Source organism: Streptomyces sp. NPDC043427, assembly GCF_056436655.1.
In genome coordinates, this window is the sequence record NZ_JBWKCC010000012.1 from 98310 (window position 1) to 117230 (window position 18921).

The window sequence follows — 18921 nt, forward strand, 5'->3', positions numbered from 1 at the left end:
TCAGTCGTGGTCGCCGCGGAGCCTGTCCTGAAGGACGCGGCCGACCTCGGCGACCGGTCCGGCCTGGAGCAGTTGCCGGTGCGCGCAGTCGATCTCCTGGACCCGCACGTTCCCGGTGACGTAGCGCTGGAGTGTGGCGACCGAGCGCTCGGTCTTCCCCTCGGGGCCGTCCTCGTCCCGGGTGGCGACGAACAGCAGGACGTCTCCGTCGAACGTGTCCGGTTCATGACCGATCGTCAGGGACCAGTTGTTGTTGTTGACCTCGCCCACCCGCAGGATCTGCTCGTCGTCGAAGGTGGCGAGCGCGCTGCCCTCCTCGCGCAGCACGTCCATCACCTTGTCGTGCTCCAGTGGAGCGTCCCCGAACATCGCGGGGTCGCGCCCCACGAAGTCGAGGAGGGCGGCGAGCACGTTCTGGTCGTCGGCGGCGACGTACTCACCGTCGAGTTCCTCGGCCCTGATGGGCACCTGGTCGAGGTTGACGAGCAGGCCGACCTCCTCCCCCAGGCGCTGGAGCCGGACCGCCACCTCGTGGGCGAGGATCGAGCCCATGGACCAGCCGAGCAGGTGGTACGGGCCGGAGGGCTGGACCTCACGGATCCGCTCGACGTAGTCGTCCACCATCTCCGCCATGGAGCGGGGCAGTCGCTCCTTCCTGGCGAGGCCCCTGGCCTGGATGCCGTAGATCGGACGGTCGCCGTCGATGTACCGCATCAGACCGGAGTACATCCAGCTGACACCGCCGACGGGGTGCAGACAGAACAACGGGGGCGCTGCTCCGCCCGCGCGCAGCGGGAGGACCACGTCGAAGGAGTCCTCGCGCTGGCCGCCGGCGCCCATGAGCTCCATCAGCGCCGCCACCGTGGGGGCCTGGAAGACCGCCCGGTTGGACAGCTCGACCCCGAAGACGGAGCGGATCCTGCTGGTGAGCTGGATGGAGATGATGCTGTCGCCGCCGAGTTCGAAGAAGTTGTCGTCGATGCCCACCCGGTCCAGCTTGAGGAGTTCGGCCAGGAGCTTGCAGAGGAGTTCCTCGCGCGGGTCGCGCGGCCCGCGCCCGCCGTCGGCGGGGCCGAAGTCCGGGGCGGGCAGGGCGCCTCGGTCGACCTTCCCGTTCTGGTTGACGGGCAGGTCGGGCAGGAACACGAACGCGGCGGGGACCATGTAGTCCGGGAGCCGTCGTGCCACCTGGTCCCGCAGGCCCGTGGTGTCCGCTCCGGGCAGCGGGACGACGTACGCCACGAGTCTCTTGTCGCCGGGCCGGTCCTCTCGGACGGTCACCAGGGTCCGGGAGACCTGTGGCTGGTCCTGGAGCGCGGTCTCGATCTCGCCGAGCTCGATCCGCAGGCCGCGGATCTTGACCTGGTGGTCCGCCCGTCCGACGAACTCGATCCGCCCGTCGGCGTCCCGGCGCACCACGTCGCCGGTCCGGTACATCCGCTCCCCCGCCGCCGCGAACGGGTCGGCGACGAACCGCTCAGCGGTCATGCCCGGCAGCCGGACGTAGCCGCGGGCCGTGCCGGCACCCGCCAGGTACAGCTCGCCCGCCACCCCGGGGGGAACGGGCCGCAGCCGGTCGTCCAGGACGTAGGCCCGCGTGTTGTCCATCGGGTGCCCGATCGGGACGTTGCGGCCGGTGCGGTACGGAGCGCGCAGCGGGACGCAGGTGGCGTACACCGTGGTCTCGGTCGGCCCGTAGACATGGACCACCGTGGTGTCCGCGCAGGCGTCGAGCACGCGCTGGAAGGCGGCCGGGGAGACCTGTTCGCCGCCGGTCCAGATCTCGCTGAGCCCGGCGAAGCAGCCGGGGTCCTCCTCGGCGAGGAGGTTGAACAGGGCCGTGGTCATGAAGACCGCGGTGAGTCCCTCCTCGTCGGTGAGCCGCCGCAGGCCGCCCGCGTCCAGCTGGCCGGGCGGTGCCACCACGAGGAGTCCGCCGCCCAGCAGAGTGGCCCAGATCTCGTACGTCGACGCGTCGAAGGCGTGCGGCGAGTGCAGCAGCACCCGCTCGTGCCCGGACCGCCATCGGGCGTCCGTCGCGAGCGCGACGACATTGGTGTGCGTGATGCCGATGCCCTTCGGCTTACCGGTCGATCCGGAGGTGTACATGATGTACGCCAACTGGTCCGGGTGCGTGTCGAGTTCGAGCGGACCGGGATCGTGGGCGGCGACATCCGCCGCGTCCCGCTCCGCGTCGACCACGATGACCTCGGCGGTGTGGCCGAACTCCACCCCGGCCAGGGCACGGTCGGCCAGGAGCACCCCGCATCCCGTGTCCGCGACGATGAGTTCGAGGCGGGGTGCCGGGTAGCGGACGTCGAGCGGGACGTACACCGCGCCGGCCTTCAGGACGGCGAGCGTGGAGACGATCAGGTCGACCGAGCGTTCCTGGAGGATCGCCACCCGGTCGCCGGGGACGACTCCCGCCCCGGCGAGCCTACGGGCCAGCCGGTTGGCCCGGGCGTCCAGCTCGGCGTAGCTGAGCGTCACGCCCCCGCCGGTGACGGCCGGTGCCCCGGGCGTGGCGGCCGCCCGCGCCGCGAACAGCGAGGCGACCGTGCCCGCCGGGATGTCCCGCGCGGTGTCGTTGCTCTCGTGCAGCAGCACGTGTTCGTGCGGTGAGAGCAGATCGATGTCCGCGACGGGTCGGTCGGGATCGGCCACGGCCGCCCCGAGCAGCCGCACCAGCCGCTCGGCGAGCGCTTCGACCGTGGCGTGGTCGAACAGGCCGGTGTTGTACTCCAGTTGGCCGCCGATACTCGTCGTCGTTGTCGTCGTGGTCGTCGTGGTCGTCGGTGCGCCGTCCTGGCGTGCCTCACCGAAGTGGAACGAGAGGTCGAACTTGGCGACGTCCGTCGTGGTCGGCTGCGGGGCCAGGGTGAGGCCTGGCAGCTCCAGGTCCGCCTCCTCGTTGTTCTCCAGGCTGATCGCCACCTGGAAGAGGGGGTTGCGCGAGAGGGCCCGGACCGGGTTGAGCTCCTCGACCAGCCGCTCGAACGGAACGTCCTGGTGGGTGAAGGCCTCCAGGTCCACGGTCCGTACGCGGTCGACCAGTTCGCGGAAGCCCGGGGTGCCGGAGAGGTCCGTGCGCAGCACCAGGGTGTTGACGAAGAAGCCCACCAGTTCGTCGAGCGCCTCGTCACCGCGGCCGGCGACCGCCGTCCCCAGCGGGATGTCCGTACCGCCGCCGAGGCGGTGCAGCAGTGCCGCGACCGCGGCGTGCAGCACCATGAAGAGGCTCGCGCCGCTCTCCTCGGCCAGCCGGTGCACACCCCGCGCGATCTCGTCGGGGAGGCTCAGCTCGACCTGTCCGCCCCGGTGGCCGGTCTCGGCCGAGCGCGGCCGGTCGGTCGGCAGGTCCAGTTCCTCCGGCAGCCCGGCCAGCGCGGTGCGCCAGTACTCCAGTTGCCGCCCGAAGGGGCTGTCCGGGTCGTGTTCGTCCCCGAGGGTGCGCCGCTGCCACAGGACGTAGTCCGCGTACTGCACGGGCAGCGGCGGGAACTCGGGCGCCCGGCCGGCCACCCGGGCCGCGTAGGCGGTGCCGAGATCCCGGGCGAGCGGCGCCAGCGAGGAGCCGTCGCCCGCGATGTGGTGCAGCACGAGGACCAGCACGTGCTCGCGCGGGGCCAGCCGCAGCAGCTCGGCCCGCAGCGGGATGTCCGCCGCCAGGTCGAAGTCGGTGGCGGCCAGCGCGCCGAGGACACCGTCCAGTTCGTCCTCGGTCACCGCGCGGACGGGGAGCGAGAAGGCGTACTCGCCCGCGCCGAGGATCCGCTGGCGCGGGGCGCCGCCTTCGGCGGGGAAGACGGTGCGCAGGCTCTCGTGGCGGTCCACCACGTCCGCGAGCGCCGACTCCAGCGCCGCGGGGTCCGCTTCGCCGAGCAGCCGCACGGCCAGCTGGATGTTGTACGAACCCGTGGTGTCCTCCACCGAGTCGATGAACCACAGCCTGCGCTGGGCGTGCGAGAGCGGGATCACCGTCGGCCGTTCGACCGGGGCGAGCCGCTGCCGGGCCCTCTCCGCGTCGGTCAGCCGGTCCTTGAGGGCGGCGACCGAGGGCGCCTCGAAGACGGCACGCACCGGCACCTCGGCCCCGAACGCGCCGCGGATCCGGTTGACCAGGCGGGTCGCGAGCAGGGAGTGGCCGCCCAGGTCGAAGAAGCTGTCGTCGATGCCGACCTCAGGTACGCCGAGGATCTCGGTGTACAGGGCGCACAGGGTCTTCTCCTGTTCGTCGCGCGGGGCACGCCGCTCGGCGGCGCTGCCGTACTCGGGCACGGGCAGGGCCCTGCGGTCGAGCTTGCCGTTCGCGGTCAGCGGCAGGGCGTCGACGGTGAGCAGTGCCGAGGGCACCATGTAGTCCGGCAGTTCGCCGCTCAGGTACTCCCTGAGCTCCGCCGTCCCGACGGGCCCGGCCGCGACCACGTAGCCGGCCAGGCGTTTGTCGCCGGGCCGGTCCTCGCGCACGATCACCGCGGCCTGGGCCACCGCCGGGTGGCGGGCCAGCCGGTCCTCTATCTCGCCGAGTTCGATCCGGAAGCCCCGGAGCTTGACCTGTTCGTCGGCCCGGCCGACGAACTCCACCACGCCGTCCGCGGTCCACCGGGCCAGGTCACCGGTGCGGTACATCCTGGTTCCCGACGGGCCGAAGGGGTCCGCCACGAAACGTCCGGCGGTCGGCGCCGGCTGCCGGGCGTAACCGCGGGCGAGGCCGGCGCCCGCGATGTACAGCTCACCCGCGACACCGACCGGTGCCGGGCGCAGGCCGCCGTCCAGGACGTACACGCGCATGTTGTCGAGCGGCCGGCCGATCGGCACCCGGGCGGGTACCGGCTCGTCGGCCCTCATCGCGTGGCTGAGGGCGAACGTGGTCGTCTCGGTGGGCCCGTAGCCGTCGGCCACGACGGTGCCGGGGCAGGCCTCCAGGACCCGGCGCACCGCGGCGGCCGGGACCACGTCGCCGCCCGTCCAGACCTCGCGCACGCCCGCCAGGGCCCCCGGCGCCTCCTCGGCCACCAGCCGGAAGAGACCGGCGGTGAGCCAGAGTCCGGTGATGGCGTGTTCGGCGAGCTCCCGTTCGAGAACCGCCACGGAAAGCTCCCGCGGTGGCGCGACGACGACCGTTCCTCCCTTGAGGAGCGGCACCCAGAGCTCGTAGGTGGAGGCGTCGAAGGCGGTCGGCGAGTGCAGCAGCACCCGCTGGTGCGCGTCGCCCCGCCAGCGCCGGTCCGAGGCCAGCTCGACGATGTCCCGTTGGGTGATCTCCACGCCCTTGGGCAGCCCGGTGGAACCGGAGGTGTACATCACGTAGGCGAGCTGGTCCGGGAGGACCGTGACGTCCGGTGCCGCGGCCGGGGAGTCCTCGTGCGCGTCGAGCACCGTGACGCCCAGCTCCCGGGCGCGGTCGGCCAGTTCCGGGTCGGTGACCACGACCGGGGCGCCCGTGTCGTCCAGGACGTGCCGCAGCCGGGCGACGGGGTCGGTGTCCCGCAGCGGCACGTACGCGCCGCCCGCCTTCAGGACGGCGAGGAGCGCCACGGGGAGGTCGGCGGAGCGCTCCATCAGGACGGCCACCGGAGTCTCCGGGCCGACCCCGAGCCCGGCCAGCCGGCCGGCGACACGGTCCGAGCGCTCGTCGAGTTCCCGGTAGTCGAGCGTGACGCCGGCGAAGACGACGGCCGGGGCGTCGGGGGTCCGCCGGGCCTGCGCCCGGAACAGCTCGGGCACGGAGGCCGACGGCACCTCGGCGGCCGTGTCGTTCCACTCGGCCAGCAGGGTGTGCCGCTCGGCGGCGGACAGCAGGTCCAGGGAGTCGGCACGGCGGTCCGGGTCGGCGGCGAACTCCTCCAGGACCGTCCTGAGCCGTCCGCCGATGGCGCGCACCGTCTCGTCGTCGAACAGGTCGGGCCGGTAGTCGATCTTGAGCGAGAGGGTCTGCCCGCCGTCCGAGGCCCCCAGGGCCAGCGGGTAGTGGGTGCCGTCCTGCAGCTGGGCGTCGACGATCCCGATCCCCTCGGCCGTCTGCTCCAGGCTCTCCGAGTCGACCGGGTAGTTGCTGAACTCGGTGGAGGTGTCGAACAGCGCTCCGGTCCCGGTGATCCGCTGGATGTCGGTCAGACCGAGGTACTTGTGCGGCAGGAGGGCGAACTGCTGCTCCTGCAACCGGGTCGCCACGTCGAGCAGTGAGTCGCCGCGCGCGGTGCGCACCCGTACCGGCAGGGTGTTGATGAACAGGCCCACCATGGTCTCGACGCCCGGGAGTTCGGCGGGGCGGCCGTTGACCGTCTCGCCGAAGGTCACGTCGTCGCGGCCGGTGAGCCCGCACAGCACGAGCCCCCAAGCGGCCTGCACCACGGTGTTCTTGGTGACGCCGTGCCGGCGCGCCCGCTCGGTGAGGGCGGCCGTGGCCTGCGCGGACAGCTCCAGCCGGTGGACGCGGGGCCGCAGCGGCTCACGGGCGGGGTCGGCGGGCGCGACCAGGGTCGGCTCGTCCACGCCGTCCAGCGCCTGACGCCAGGCCTCCTCGGCAGCGGGGCGGTCCTGGCCCGCGAGCCAGGCCAGGTAGTCCTTGTACGGGGTCACCTGCGGCAGCGCCGAGTCGTCGCCGCCGGTCCGGTAGAGCTCGAACAGCTCGGTGGACAGGACCGGTCCCGACCAGCCGTCGAAGAGGATGTGGTGGCTGGCCAGCATCAGCCGGTGTGCCTCGGCGCCCACCTTCACCAGGGTGAAGCGCAGCAGCGGCGCCTGGCGCGGATCGAACCGCTCGGCCAGTGCCTCGGCCGTCAGCCGGTCGATTTCCCGCGCGCGCCGCTCCTCGTCGAGGCCGCTCAGGTCCACCTCGCGCCACGGCACGTCGACCGTGCGCGGGATCACCTGGAGCGACTGCCCGGCGGCGCCGGGCCGGAAGGCCGCCCGCAGGTTCGGGTGACGGCGCAGCAGCGCGGCGGCCGCCTCCCGCAGCGCGGGGGCGTCCAGTGCGCCGCGCAGGTCGAAGGCGAGGAGCGTGGTGTAGACGTCGGCGCCACGCTCGTCGTACAGGGCGTGGAAGAGCAGGCCTTCCTGGAGCGGGGAGAGGGGCAGTACGTCGGCGACTCCCTGCCGGCCGGCTTCGAGGCGGTCGATCTCGTCCTGCCCGAGCGTGACCAGCGTGAGGTCGGAGGGGCTCAGTCCGCCCGCGCCCTCCGGCCGTTCGGCGTGCCGGACCAGCGCCTCCAGGGCCCGGAACCAGCTCTGCGCGAGGTCGCGGACGTCGTCGTCCGAGAACAGCTCGCCGGCCCAGATCCAGTGGGCGACCAGACGCGGTCCGTCGGGGTAGGTGACGGCCGTGGCGGTGAGGTCCAGGGCGTGCGGCAGGGCCATGCCTGCCTCGGCCAGGCCCGAGAGGTCGCGGTTGACCTCCGGCTGGGCGGTGTCGGCGCTGTCGTCGGCCTCGCCGAGCCGGCCGAGGTAGTTGAAGCCGATCTGGGGCTGCGGGTACCGGCCGAGGACCTGGGCGGTCTGCGGGTTGAGGTGACGCAGCAGGCCGAAGCCGATTCCGTTGTCGGGCAGGGCCCGCAGCTGCTCCTTGATCCGCTTGACCGCGCGGCCGATCTCCGGCCCGCCCGCCCACAGGTCCTCGGACGGCGTCTCGCCCGGGGCGAGGCGCAACGGGTACAGGCTGGTGAACCAGCCGACGGTGCGGGAGAGGTCCACGCCGTCGGCGATCTCCTCGCGGCCGTGGCCCTCGAGGTCGATGAGGACGTCCGGCCCGGTGCCCCGCCCGGTGCGCTCCCGCCAGTCGATGACGGCGAGCGCGAGGGCGGTCAGCAGCACGTCGTTGATCCCTGCGTTGAACAGGGCGGGGATGCGTCCGAGCAGGGGCTGGGTGAGTTCCGTGGGAAGCCGCACGCTCAGCTGGGCGGCCGTGCCGAAGGTGTCTCTCCTCGTGTCCAGCGGGCGAGAGGTCAGCGGCAGGTCGGGGCCGTCGAGGATGTCCCGCCAGAGCGGGAGTTCCCGCATCCGCTCCGGTGCGGCGGCGAGGTCGGTCAGCCGCCGGGCCCAGCCGCGGAAGGAGGTGCCCACCGGTTCGAGGGCGACGGACCGGCCGGCCATGAGCGTCTCGAGGGCGGACTGCAGGTCGGGCAGCAGGATGCGCCAGGACACGCCGTCCACGACAAGGTGGTGGGCGACGACGGTGAGCCGACCCGGGGCCTTCGGCCCCGCGTCGAACCAGACGCAGCGCACCATCGCCCCGGACGCCGGGTCCAGGCGCGACTGGGCGGCGGCGACCTCGTCGGCCGCGCGGGCGTCGAGGTCCGCCTCGGTCAGGCCCGCGGCGATCAGGGCCGCGGCGTCGACGCGGTGGACACAGTCCTCGGCGCGCACCGCGCCGGGCGCGGCGGTCTCCAGCGACCAGCCGAAGTCCTCCCCCAGCCGGGCGAGGGTCATCCGCAGCGCGTCGTGATGGTCGAGCACGGCCTGCAGGGCCGCCGTCACCACGCCGAGGTCCGCGCCGGCCGGGACCGGCAGCGACATCGTCTGGTTGAAGTGGTCGATGCTGCCCCCGCGTTCGCGCACCCAGTGCACGATCGGCGTCAGCGGCACGTCGCCGACCCCGTCGGTCCGCGCCGCGGCCGGGGCGGCGGCGGGAGCCTCCTGGTCGGCCCGGACGGCCGCCGCGAGCGCCTCCGGCGTCCGGTGCGCGAACACGTCGCGCGGGCTGAACCGCAGCCCGGCGCGGCGGGCCCGGCTCACCAGCTGGATCGAGCTGATGCTGTCGCCGCCGGCGGCGAAGAAGCTCTCCGCCACGTCGACCCGCTCGGTGCCGAGGACCTCGGCGAACAGCTCGCACAGCAGTGCCTCGGTGGGGTTGCCCGGCGCCCTGGACGGCTCGCCGCCGTCGAACTCCGGCTCGGGCAGCGCCTTGCGGTCCACCTTGCCGCTCGGGGTCAGCGGCAGCTTGCCGAGGATCACGTACGCGGACGGCACCATGTAGCCGGGCAGCGCCGTGGCGACGTGCTCGCGCAGGCCGGCCGGGTCGGGGGTGCGGCCGTCGGCCGGCATCACGTGGGCGACGAGGCGCCGGTCACCCGGGCGGCCCTCGTGGACGCCCACGACGGCGCGGCCGACGTCGGCGTGGCCGTTCAGCACCTCCTCGATCTCGCCGAGTTCGATGCGGAACCCGCGCAGCTTCACCTGGAAGTCGGTGCGGCCGAGGTAGTCGACGCGTCCTTCGTCGGTCCAGCGCACCAGGTCGCCGGTGCGGTACATCCGGGACCCGGCCGGTCCGTAGGGGTCGGCCACGAAGCGCTCGGCGGACAGCGCGGGGCGGCGGTGGTAGCCACGGGTGACACCGGCGCCGGCGATGTAGAGCTCACCGGGCACGCCGGGCAGCACCGGGCGCAGGGCCGAGTCGAGGACGTACACCTGGGTGCCCGCGACGGGAGAGCCGATGGTGACCGGCGCGACGCCGTCGATGTCGGTGCCGGTGGAGTAGACGGTGGTCTCGGTGGGCCCGTACAGGTTGGTCAGGGTGCCGCCGAGCGCGACGAGCCGCTGGGCGAGGTCGGCGGCCAGCGCCTCACCGGCGGTCACCTTGTGCAGCCCGCGCAGCGCCTCGGGCACCGCCTCCTCCAGGACGTGCCACAGGCTCGGTGCCGCCTCCATCACGGTCGTCCCGGTCCGGGAGAGCAGTGCGGCGAGCCGGTCCGGGTCCTTGACGGTGTCCGAGCCGGCGAGCACGAGGGTGGCGCCGCTGATCAGCGGCAGGAAGATCTCCATGACGGAGACGTCGAAGCCGACCGTGGCCACGGCGGCCAGCCGGTCGTCCGGGGTGAGCCGCAGTCGCGCCTGGACCGCCTCCAGCAGGTTCACCATCCCGCCGCCGGGTACGACGACGCCCTTGGGCCGGCCCGTGGAGCCCGAGGTGTAGATGACGTAGGCGGCCTGCCCGGGCAGCCGGGTCAAGCCCAGGTCGGTGGCCGGGTGGGCGGACCGTTCCGCGGCGGCCGTCTCCTCCTCGGTGAGGGTGAGCACGGGGTCGGCGTCCCGCAGGACGTACGCGATCCGGTCCGCCGGGAGCGTGGGGTCGACCGGCACGTAGGCCGCACCGGTCTTGAGGACCGCGAGCAGCGCCACCACCAGGTCGGCGGTGCGGGGCAGCCGGACGGCCACGAACCGCTCGGGGCCCGCGCCGCGTTCGCGCAGCCAGTGGGCCAGCCGGTTGGCGCGGGCGTTGAGTTCGGCGTACGACAGCTCCTGGTCCTCGGCGATCAGGGCGGTGGCCCGCGGTGTCGCGGCCGCCCGTGCCTCGAAGCGCTCCGTCACCGAATCCGCGGTGACCGCGGCGGCGGTGTCGTTCCACTCGACGAGCACCCGGCGCCGCTCGGCGGGGGTGAGCAGGTCCAGTCCGGCGACCGGGCGGGCCGGGTCCGCCACGAAGGCGTGCAGGACGGACAGGAAGCGCTCGGCGATGTCACGGAGCCGGTCCTGGTCGAGCAGGTCGGGCCGGTAGGACCAGTCCACGGTGAGCCGGTCGCCGCGCTGGGCCGCCAGCAGGGCCAGCGGATAGTGGACGGCGTCCCGGACCTCGGCGTCGACCACACCGAGTTCCTGGGCCGACTCGCGCAGCGGCTCCGCCTGCACGGGGTAGTTCTCGAACACCACCAGGGTGTCGAAGAGTTCGCCGGTCCCGGCCAGCCGCTGTACGTCGGCCAGGCCGAGGTACTGGTGCGCCATCAGCCCCGACTGCCGCTGCTGGAGCCGCTGGAACAGCCCGGCGAGCGAGAGACCGTGGTCGATGTCCATGCGGACCGGCAGCGTGTTGATGAACAGGCCGATCATGTCTTCGACTCCGGCGAGCTCCGGCGGGCGGCCGGAGACCGTGGCGCCGAACACGACGTCGTCACGGCCGGTCAGCGTGGAGAGCACCAGGCCCCAGGCGCCCTGCACCAGGGTGTTGACCGTCAGCCCGTGCTCCCTGGCCGCGGCCGTCAGCCCGACGGTCAGCTCGTCCGGGACGGCGGTGCTCCAGCGTTCGGGGACGGCCGGGGTGCCGCCCGCGCCGGCCGGGGCGATGTGGGTCACCTCGTCGATGCCGTCGAGCGCCTCGCGCCAGGCCGCCTCGGAGGCGGTGCGGTCCTGGGCGGCCAGCCAGCCGAGGTACCGCTTGTACGGTGCGGCGGGCGGCAGCGCCGACTCGTCGCCGCCGCGCCGGTGGTGCCCGTACAGCTCGAAGAGGTCCCGCACGAGCAGCGGCATCGACCAGCCGTCGATCGCGATGTGATGGACGGTCAGGACGAAGCGGTGCTCCCGCTCCCCCAGCCGGATCAGTGTGCAGCGCACCAGGGGCGGCCGCGTCAGGTCGAACCGCAGCCCGCGGTCGGCCGTGAGCAGCCGCTCCAGCTCCGCCTCCCGGTCGGCCCGGGAGAGGTGGCTCACGTCGTGCTCGGCCCACGGGACTTCGGCGTGCCGGGGGATGGCCTGGAGCGGGTTGCCCGCGGCCCCGGTGACGAAGAAGGCGCGCAGGTTGTCGTGGCGGCGCAGCAGGGCTCGGGCGGCCTCGTGCAGGACGGCGGCCTCCACCGGGCCCCGTAGTTCGAGGACCGACTGGATGGTGTAGACGTCGGACTCGGACTCGTCGTACAGCCCGTGGAAGTGCAGGCCCTGCTGGAGCGGCGAGAGCGGCAGCACGTCGGCGAGCCCGCCGGGGGTCCTCTCCAGTGTGTCGATCTCGGACTGGGAGACGGTCACCAGGGGCAGGTCCGAGGGGGTGAAGCCGCCGGCCTCCGGGCGCTCGGCGTGCGTGACCAGAGCGCCCAGCGCCTCGAACCACAGCCGGGCGATCTCCCTGACCTCTTCCTCGGCGAGCAGCTCGCGGGACCAGGTCCAGGACGCCACCAGGCGCTGTCCGTCGGGGTGGTCCACGGTCGCCGCGTCGAGCTCCAGGGTGTACGCGAGCGGCATGGTCGCGTCGCCGGCACCCGTGAGATCACGCACCCGTACCGTGTCGGGGTCCGTCCCGGGGTCGGCGGTGCCCAGCCGGCCCAGGTAGTTGAAGCCGATCTGCGGTTCGGGGTGAGCGGCCAGCTCCGGGCCCGTGACGGGGTTGAGGTGGCGCAGCATTCCGTAGCCGATGCCCTTGTCGGGGATGGCCCGCAACTGCTCCTTGACCGTCTTGAACGCGGTGCCGAGGGCGGGCCCGCCGGACCACAGTTCGTCCGCCGGGGCGGCGCCCGGGTCGACGGCGACCGGGTACAAGCTGGTGAACCAGCCGACGGTACGGGACAGGTCGGCACCGTCCACGATGTCCTCGCGGCCGTGGCCCTCCAGGCCCACCAGGACCGCGCTCCCCGCACCGCGGCCACGCTCCCGCCGCCAGCGGGCCACCGCGAGCGCGAGAGCGGTGAGCATCGCCTCGTCGGGGCCGGCGTGGAAGAGGGCGGGCACCGCGCCGAGGAGCGGCTCGGTCACCGCGGCGGGCAGCGTCACCGTCAGCCGCCGGGCCACCGCGACCACGTCGCGTGCCGGGTCCGTGCGACGGTCGGCGAGCAGCGGATCGGGGGTGGCGAGCACCGAGCTCCACACATCCAGTTCCGCGACGCGACGGTCGGTCAGGGCCTCCTTGACCAGCTCCTGCGACCACCGGCGCAGTGACGTGCCCACCGGATCGAGGCGGATCTCGGCGCCGGACCGCAGCGCGGTGAACGCGGCCTCCAGGTCCGGCACCAGGATGCGCCAGGACACACCGTCGACGGCCAGGTGATGGACGACCAGGGCCAGTCGGCCCTCGGTGTCCGGCCCCGCGTCGAACCAGACGGCCTGGAACATCCGGCCGTCGGCGGGGGCGAGCCGCTCCACGGCCGCGAGCACCTGCTCGGCGTACGCCTGCTGTGCCTGCTCTTCGTGTGTCTGTTCCTCGGTGACCTCGTGGCGGCGTACGCAGTCCTCGGCACGCACGGTGCCGCGGGCCGTGACCTCCAGCGTCCAGTCGCCCTGCGGGGTGTGGCCGAGGCGCAGGCGCAGCGCGTCGTGGTGGTCGAGCAGCGCCTGCAGGGCCGCGTGGACCTGGTCCTCGTCGAGGCCGGGCGGAACGGGCACAGTCAACGTCTGGTTGAAGGCGTCGATCCGGCCGCCCTGGCTCTGCTGCCAGTGCATGACCGGGGTGAGCGGCACCGGGCCGACCCCGTCGTCGGTGGCGGCCGGCGCCGGCCGCTCCGCCTCGGCCGCGCCGGCGAGCGCGGCGAGCCGGGCCACCGTCCGGTGCTCGAAGATCTCCCGCAGGCTCAGCGCGACGCCCTCCTTGCGCGCGCGGTGGGCCAGCTGGATGGAGCTGATCGAGTCGCCGCCCCGCTCGAAGAAACTGTCGTGGACGGAGACCGAGTCGACCCCGAGCACCTCGGCGAAGAGCCGGCACAGCAGGGCCTCACGATCGTCCCCGGGCTCCGTGCCCTGGGCCTGGACCGGCACCGCGCTCGCGGGTGCGGCGTCCACCGCGCCGGACCGAGGCAGCGACAGGCGGCCCCGGTCGGAGGCGGTGAACAGCGGTACGGAGCCGACGGGTCGGTCCGGGTCGGCGGCGAAGGCCGCCAGGACCGCGAGCAGCCGGTCGAGTATCTCGCGGCCGGCGCCCTTGGCGAACAGGTCCGGACGGTGGTCGAGGCGGACCGTCATACGCTCGCCGCGGACGGTGCCCTCCAGGTTGAGAGCGTAGTGCGTGGCGTCCACGGCGGAGGCCGAGACCGCGCCGATGTCCTCGGCGGAGTCCTGGAGGGTGTCGGTGTCGATCGGGTAGTTGGCGAAGATCGTGATGGCGTCGAAGAGCTGTCCGCCGCCGTGCAGTTGCTGGATCTCGGCGAGCCCGAGGTGCTTGTGGGCGAGGAGGTCGGCCTGTGCCTCCTGCAGGCGCCGGACCTGGTCGCCGAGGGAGAGCGCGGCGTCCAGGCGCAGCCGTACCGGCAGGGTGTTGATGAACAGGCCGACCATGCGCTCGACGCCGGGAAGCTCCGGCGGCCGGCCCGAGACGGTCTCACCGAAGACGACGTCGTCCCGGCCGGTGAGTGCGCCGAGGACCATTCCCCAGGCGGTCTGGACGACGCTGTTGAGGGTCAGACCGAGCGAGCGGGCCCGTTCGACCAGCGCGGCCGACAGCTGCGGGTCGACGTCCTCGACCAGGGTCGTGGGCAGCGAGGCACCCGTGCCGGGACCGGCCACCAGGGTGGGCTCGACCCCCACGAGCGCGCGCTTCCAGGCGAGTTCGGCCTCGGACCGGTCCTGCCGGGCGAGCCAGCCCAGGTAGTCCTTGTAGGGGGCGACCGGCGGCAGCGCCGCGGTGTCACCGCCGTTGTTGTAGAGGGCCAACAGCTCGCCGAGCACGAGCGGCATGGACCAGCCGTCGAGCAGGATGTGGTGAGCGGTGAAGACGAACCGGTACTCCTGGTCGGCCAGCTTGATCAGGGAGAACCGCAGCGGCGGGCGGGTCAGGTCGAACCGGCGGGTGCGGTCCTGCTCGAGCAGCCGCCGCAGTTCGGCTTCGCGGTCCGCCGCGGCGACGCCGCTGATGTCGGTCTCGGACCAGTCCGGCTCGACCTCGCGCAGAATGGCCTGGACCGGCTCGCCGGACTTGCGGTTGCGGAACGACGCCCGCAGGTTCTCGTGGCGGCCGAGCACACCTGCCACGGCGTCGCGCAGGGCGGCCACGTCCAGCTCACGCCGCAGGTCGACGGCCAACTGGATGACGTACACATCCGCACCCTGCTCGTCGTACAGGGCGTGGAAGAGCATGCCCTTCTGGAGCGGTGACAACGGCCAGATGTCGACGAATCCAGGCTTCGACACTTTGCTGTTTCCTTCCATCAGCTCAGATCCCTCTCGAATTCGTCGATCTCGTCCTGTGAGAGCTGCAGCAGGGACACGTCGGACGGGGTGAGGCCACCGGCCTCGGGCCGGGCCGCGAACGCGGCCAGGGCCTGAAGCGCCTCGAACCACAGGCCCGCGAGCTCTTGGACCTCCCGCTCGTCGAAGAGCGCCTCGGGCCAGGACCAGACGGCCACCAGCCGGACCCCGTCGGGCCGGTCCTGCGCCACCGCGCTGAGCCCGAGGGCGTGGGCCGGCGGTGCGGCCTCGGCACCGCCGGCGCCCAGCGTCTCGGTCGCCTCGGGCGGGGTCGCCCAGTCCTCGGACCGGGTGGCGGCCTCGTCGACGGCGGCGAAGCGGCCCAGGTAGTTGAAGCCGATCTGCGGCTCGGGGTGACCGGCCAGCTCCGGGCCCGTGACGGGGTTGAGATGGCGCAGCATTCCGTAGCCGATACCCTTGTCGGGGATGGCCCGCAGCTGTTCCTTGACCAGCTTCAGCGCGGTGCCGAGCGCCGGGCCGTCCGAGCCGAACCCGGGCCCGGCAGGGGTGCCCGGGTCGACGGCGGCGGGGTACAGGCTGGTGAACCAGCCGACGGTACGGGACAGGTCGGCCCCGTCCACGATCTCCTCACGGCCGTGGCCCTCCAGGCCCACCAGCACCGCGCTGCCCTCACCCCGGCCGCGCTCGCGTCGCCAGCGGGCCACCGCGAGCGCGAGACCGGTGAGCAGCACCTCGTCGACCGCCGCGTTGAACACTGCGGGCACCGTGCCGAGGAGCGGCGCGGCCACGGCGTCCGGCAGGGTGACCGTCAGCCGGCGTGCCGTGCGGGCCACGTCGACGGCGGGGTCGAGGGGCCGGTGCGAGAGCAGCGGGTCGGCTGTCGTGAGCACCGAGCGCCACAGGTCGAGCTCCCCCGCCCTGGCCGGTCCGGTCGCCTGCTCGGTGAGGTGCGAGGACCAGCGCCTGAACGAGGTTCCGACGGCTTCGAGCTCGGGCCGCCTGCCTTCGGTGACCGCCGTCCAGGCCTGTTCGAGGTCCTCCCGCAGCACCCGCCAGGACACGCCGTCCACGGCCAGGTGGTGGACCAGGATCAGCAGCCGTCCCGGCCGGCCGGGGCCGGCGTCGAACCAGACGGCACGGACCATCTCGCCCTCGGTGGGCGACAGCTCGGCCTGCGCCCGGCTCTGCGCCTCGGTGACGGCACCGATCAGCTCGCTCTGCGGTACGGCCGAGACGTCGGTCCGGCCGAGCAGCGCGACGGCATCGACGGAGCCACGCGGGGCGACCTCCAGCCGCACGCCCGCGGGGCCTGTCACGATCCGCGAACGCAGGATGTCGTGGTGGTCGAGTACGGCTTGCAGGGTCGCCGTGAGACGCCGTTCGTCCGCGTCCGCCGGGACCTGGAGGAGGGCCGCCTGGTGGACGGCGTCCGTCGGCCCGCCCCGCTCGTACAGGTCGAGCATGACCGGAGTGAGCGGCAGTTCACCGATGGCGTCCTCGGGCACCTCGCCCGCCGCCGGGCCCCCGTCCTCCTGGGCGATCCTGGCCAGCGCCCGGACCGTCTTGTACTTGAAGACGTCCCGCACGCCGATCAGCAGTCCCGCCTTGCGGGCCCGGCCGGCCAGCTGTATGGAGACGATGCTGTCCCCACCGCGCTCGAAGAAGTCGTCGTCGGGACCGACCTCGGCGACGCCGAGCAGCTCGGTGAAGAGCCCGGCGAGCACGGCCTCCCGTGACAGGGCGGCCGGCTCCTCGACGGGGTCCGCCGCTCCCCCGCCGTCGGCCGTGGCAGGCGGCCCGTCGCCGCCGACGGCCGGGGCGGCGGCCGACTGGTCCAGCCGCTGCCCGAGCCGGGCGCGAGCCTCGCTCCACCACTCGGTCAGCGGGTCGTCGGCCGGCCGCTCGACCGGCCGCTCCGTCTGCGCCGCGAAGGTCTCCAGCACCTCCCGCAGCCCGTCGGCGATCGTCTCGACCTCGGCCTTGGTGAACAGGTCGGGGCGGTATCCGAACCGACAGTGCAGCTGGTCCCCGGAGAGCCCGGCGTCGAGGGTGACCGGATAGTGGGCGGCGGAGTTCATCTCCAGGTCGACCGCCCGGACCCGGTCGCCGTCACCGCCGAAGCCGGCGCCGTCGGCGGGGATGTTCTGGAACACCAGGAGGGTGTCGAACAGCTCGCCCTTGCCGGTCCGGCGTTGCAGGTCGACGAGGCGGATGTGCTGGTGTGCCGTCAGCCGGAGCTGCTGTTCCCAGAGCCGGGACAGCGCGGCGCCGATCGGCTCACCGGGGCGGAAACTCGCGCGCACGGGCAGGGCGTTGATGAAGAGACCGACCATCCGCTCGATGCCGGGGACCTCGGGAGGACGCCCCGAGAGGGTCGCTCCGAACACCACGTCGTCGCGTCCGGTGAGCCGGGCCAGCAGCAGTCCCCAGGCGGCCTGGACGACCGTGTTCATCGTGGTGCCGTGCCGGCCGGCCAGCGCGGCGAGCCCGGCGACCAGGTCGCCGCCGAAGGTGACCGAGAGCTTCTCGGTCTCGACGGACATCCGGTCCGGATCGGCGGGCGCCAGCAGGGTGGGCTCGACCGAGGCGTCGAGCACCTCCAGCCAGGCGCGCTCTGAGGCCGCCCAGTCCTGGCGGCCCAGCCAGGACAGATAGGTGCGGTACGGACGGACCTCGGGCAGTCCGGCGGGGTCGCCGCCGGCCGCGTACAGGCGCATGAGCTCGTCGAGCAGGACCGGCGCGGACCAGCCGTCCATCAGGAGGTGATGGAGCGTCAGTACCAGCCGGGCGTGCCCGCCGCCTAGGCGAAGCAGCGTGCAGCGCAGCAGCGGGGGCCGGTCGACGTCGAACCGCTCCGCCCGCGCCTCCCGCATCACCCGCTCGACCGCGGCGGCGCGCCCGGCGTCGTCGAGATGGCTCAGGTCCGTCTCCGTCCAGGGGAGTTCGGTGTCCGCCGGGATGAACTGCACCGGCCGGGACAGCCCCTCATGGGCGAATCCGGCGCGCAGGTTCTCGTGCCGCTCCAGCAGCGCCCGAACCGCGGCGCGCAGCACCGGGGTCTGCGGGTCGCCGTCCAGGTCGAGTCCGAACTGGACGGTGTACACGTCGATGTCACGCTGGTCGTAGAGGGAGTGGAAGAGCAGTCCCTCCTGCAGCGGCGCCAGCGGCAGCACGTCGGCCAGCCTCCGCCCGCCCTGTTCGAGGAGGTCGATGTCCCGCTGTTCCAGGCGGACCAGCGGGAAGTCCGACGGGGTGCGTCCACCGGAGCGCGCGGCGTCGACGAGGAGCGTGCGCACCGCGCGCTGCCAGCACGCGGCGAGCTCCGCCAGGTCGGCCTCCCCGAACAGCGCCTCGGGCCATGCCCAGCGGGCCGTCAGCCGCACACCGTCGGGCCCGTCGTACGCCCAGGTCTCCATGTCGAGCGCGGACGTCACCGGCATGTCCGGGTCCTCCGCCGGGGTCGCCCGTACGGCGCCCGCCGAGCCGAGCGGCACCGAGCCGTCGGCGAGCGGCGCCTGGAACACGCCCCGGTGGGCGAACCTCAGCCGGGGGGTCGCGGCGGCGGCGAGCAGGGGCACGGTCTGGGGGTTGAGGTATCGGAGCAGTCCATAGCCACTGCCGTCGCCAGGGACCGCCGTCAGCAGCTCCTTGACCCGCTTCACGTGGTCGGCGGGGTGTCGGTCCGCTGCTCCGTCGGCGCCGAGGCGCACCGGGTGGGTGTGGGTGAACCGGCCCAGGGTGCGGGTGAGACCGGCCTCGCCGGTCCGGCCGTCCCGCTCCACGGCGACCAGGAATCCGGTGTCCGCGGGCAGGCTCTTGCGGGCACGCCACTCCTCGACGGCGGCGGCGATCGTGCCGAGCAGTACCTCCTCGGTGCCGGTGGCGAAGCTCTCCGGTACGTCCGTGAGCAGGGCCGCCGACTCGGTGGCGGACAGGGTCAGTTCCAGGTGCCGGACGGTGGCCGCGGTGTCGCGGGACGGGTCCAGCGGTCCCGCCGGCGGCGACGCGGTCCCGGTGCCGAGGAGGTCGGACCAGACCTGGAGTTCGTCGACGAGTTCCGGGGCGGCGGCCGCGGCGGCCCTTCCCTCG

The 18921-nt window shown here is 73.6% G+C and carries 2 protein-coding genes (1 of these 2 cut by a window edge); both read right to left on the reverse strand.

Going from position 1 to position 18921, the window contains the following annotated elements; all coding sequences use genetic code 11:
- Complete coding sequence (locus AC067M_RS20935; protein WP_478698504.1) at positions 1–14832, reverse strand: amino acid adenylation domain-containing protein; 14832 nt, start codon at positions 14830–14832, stop codon at positions 1–3.
- Positions 14832–18921, reverse strand: the 3' portion of a protein-coding gene (locus AC067M_RS20940; protein WP_478698505.1) for an amino acid adenylation domain-containing protein. It continues 11495 nt past the right edge of the window; 4090 of the gene's 15585 nt are visible here — the last part of the coding sequence; its start codon lies off the right edge, out of view; its stop codon occupies positions 14832–14834. The genes AC067M_RS20935 and AC067M_RS20940 overlap by 1 nt, the downstream gene beginning before the upstream one ends.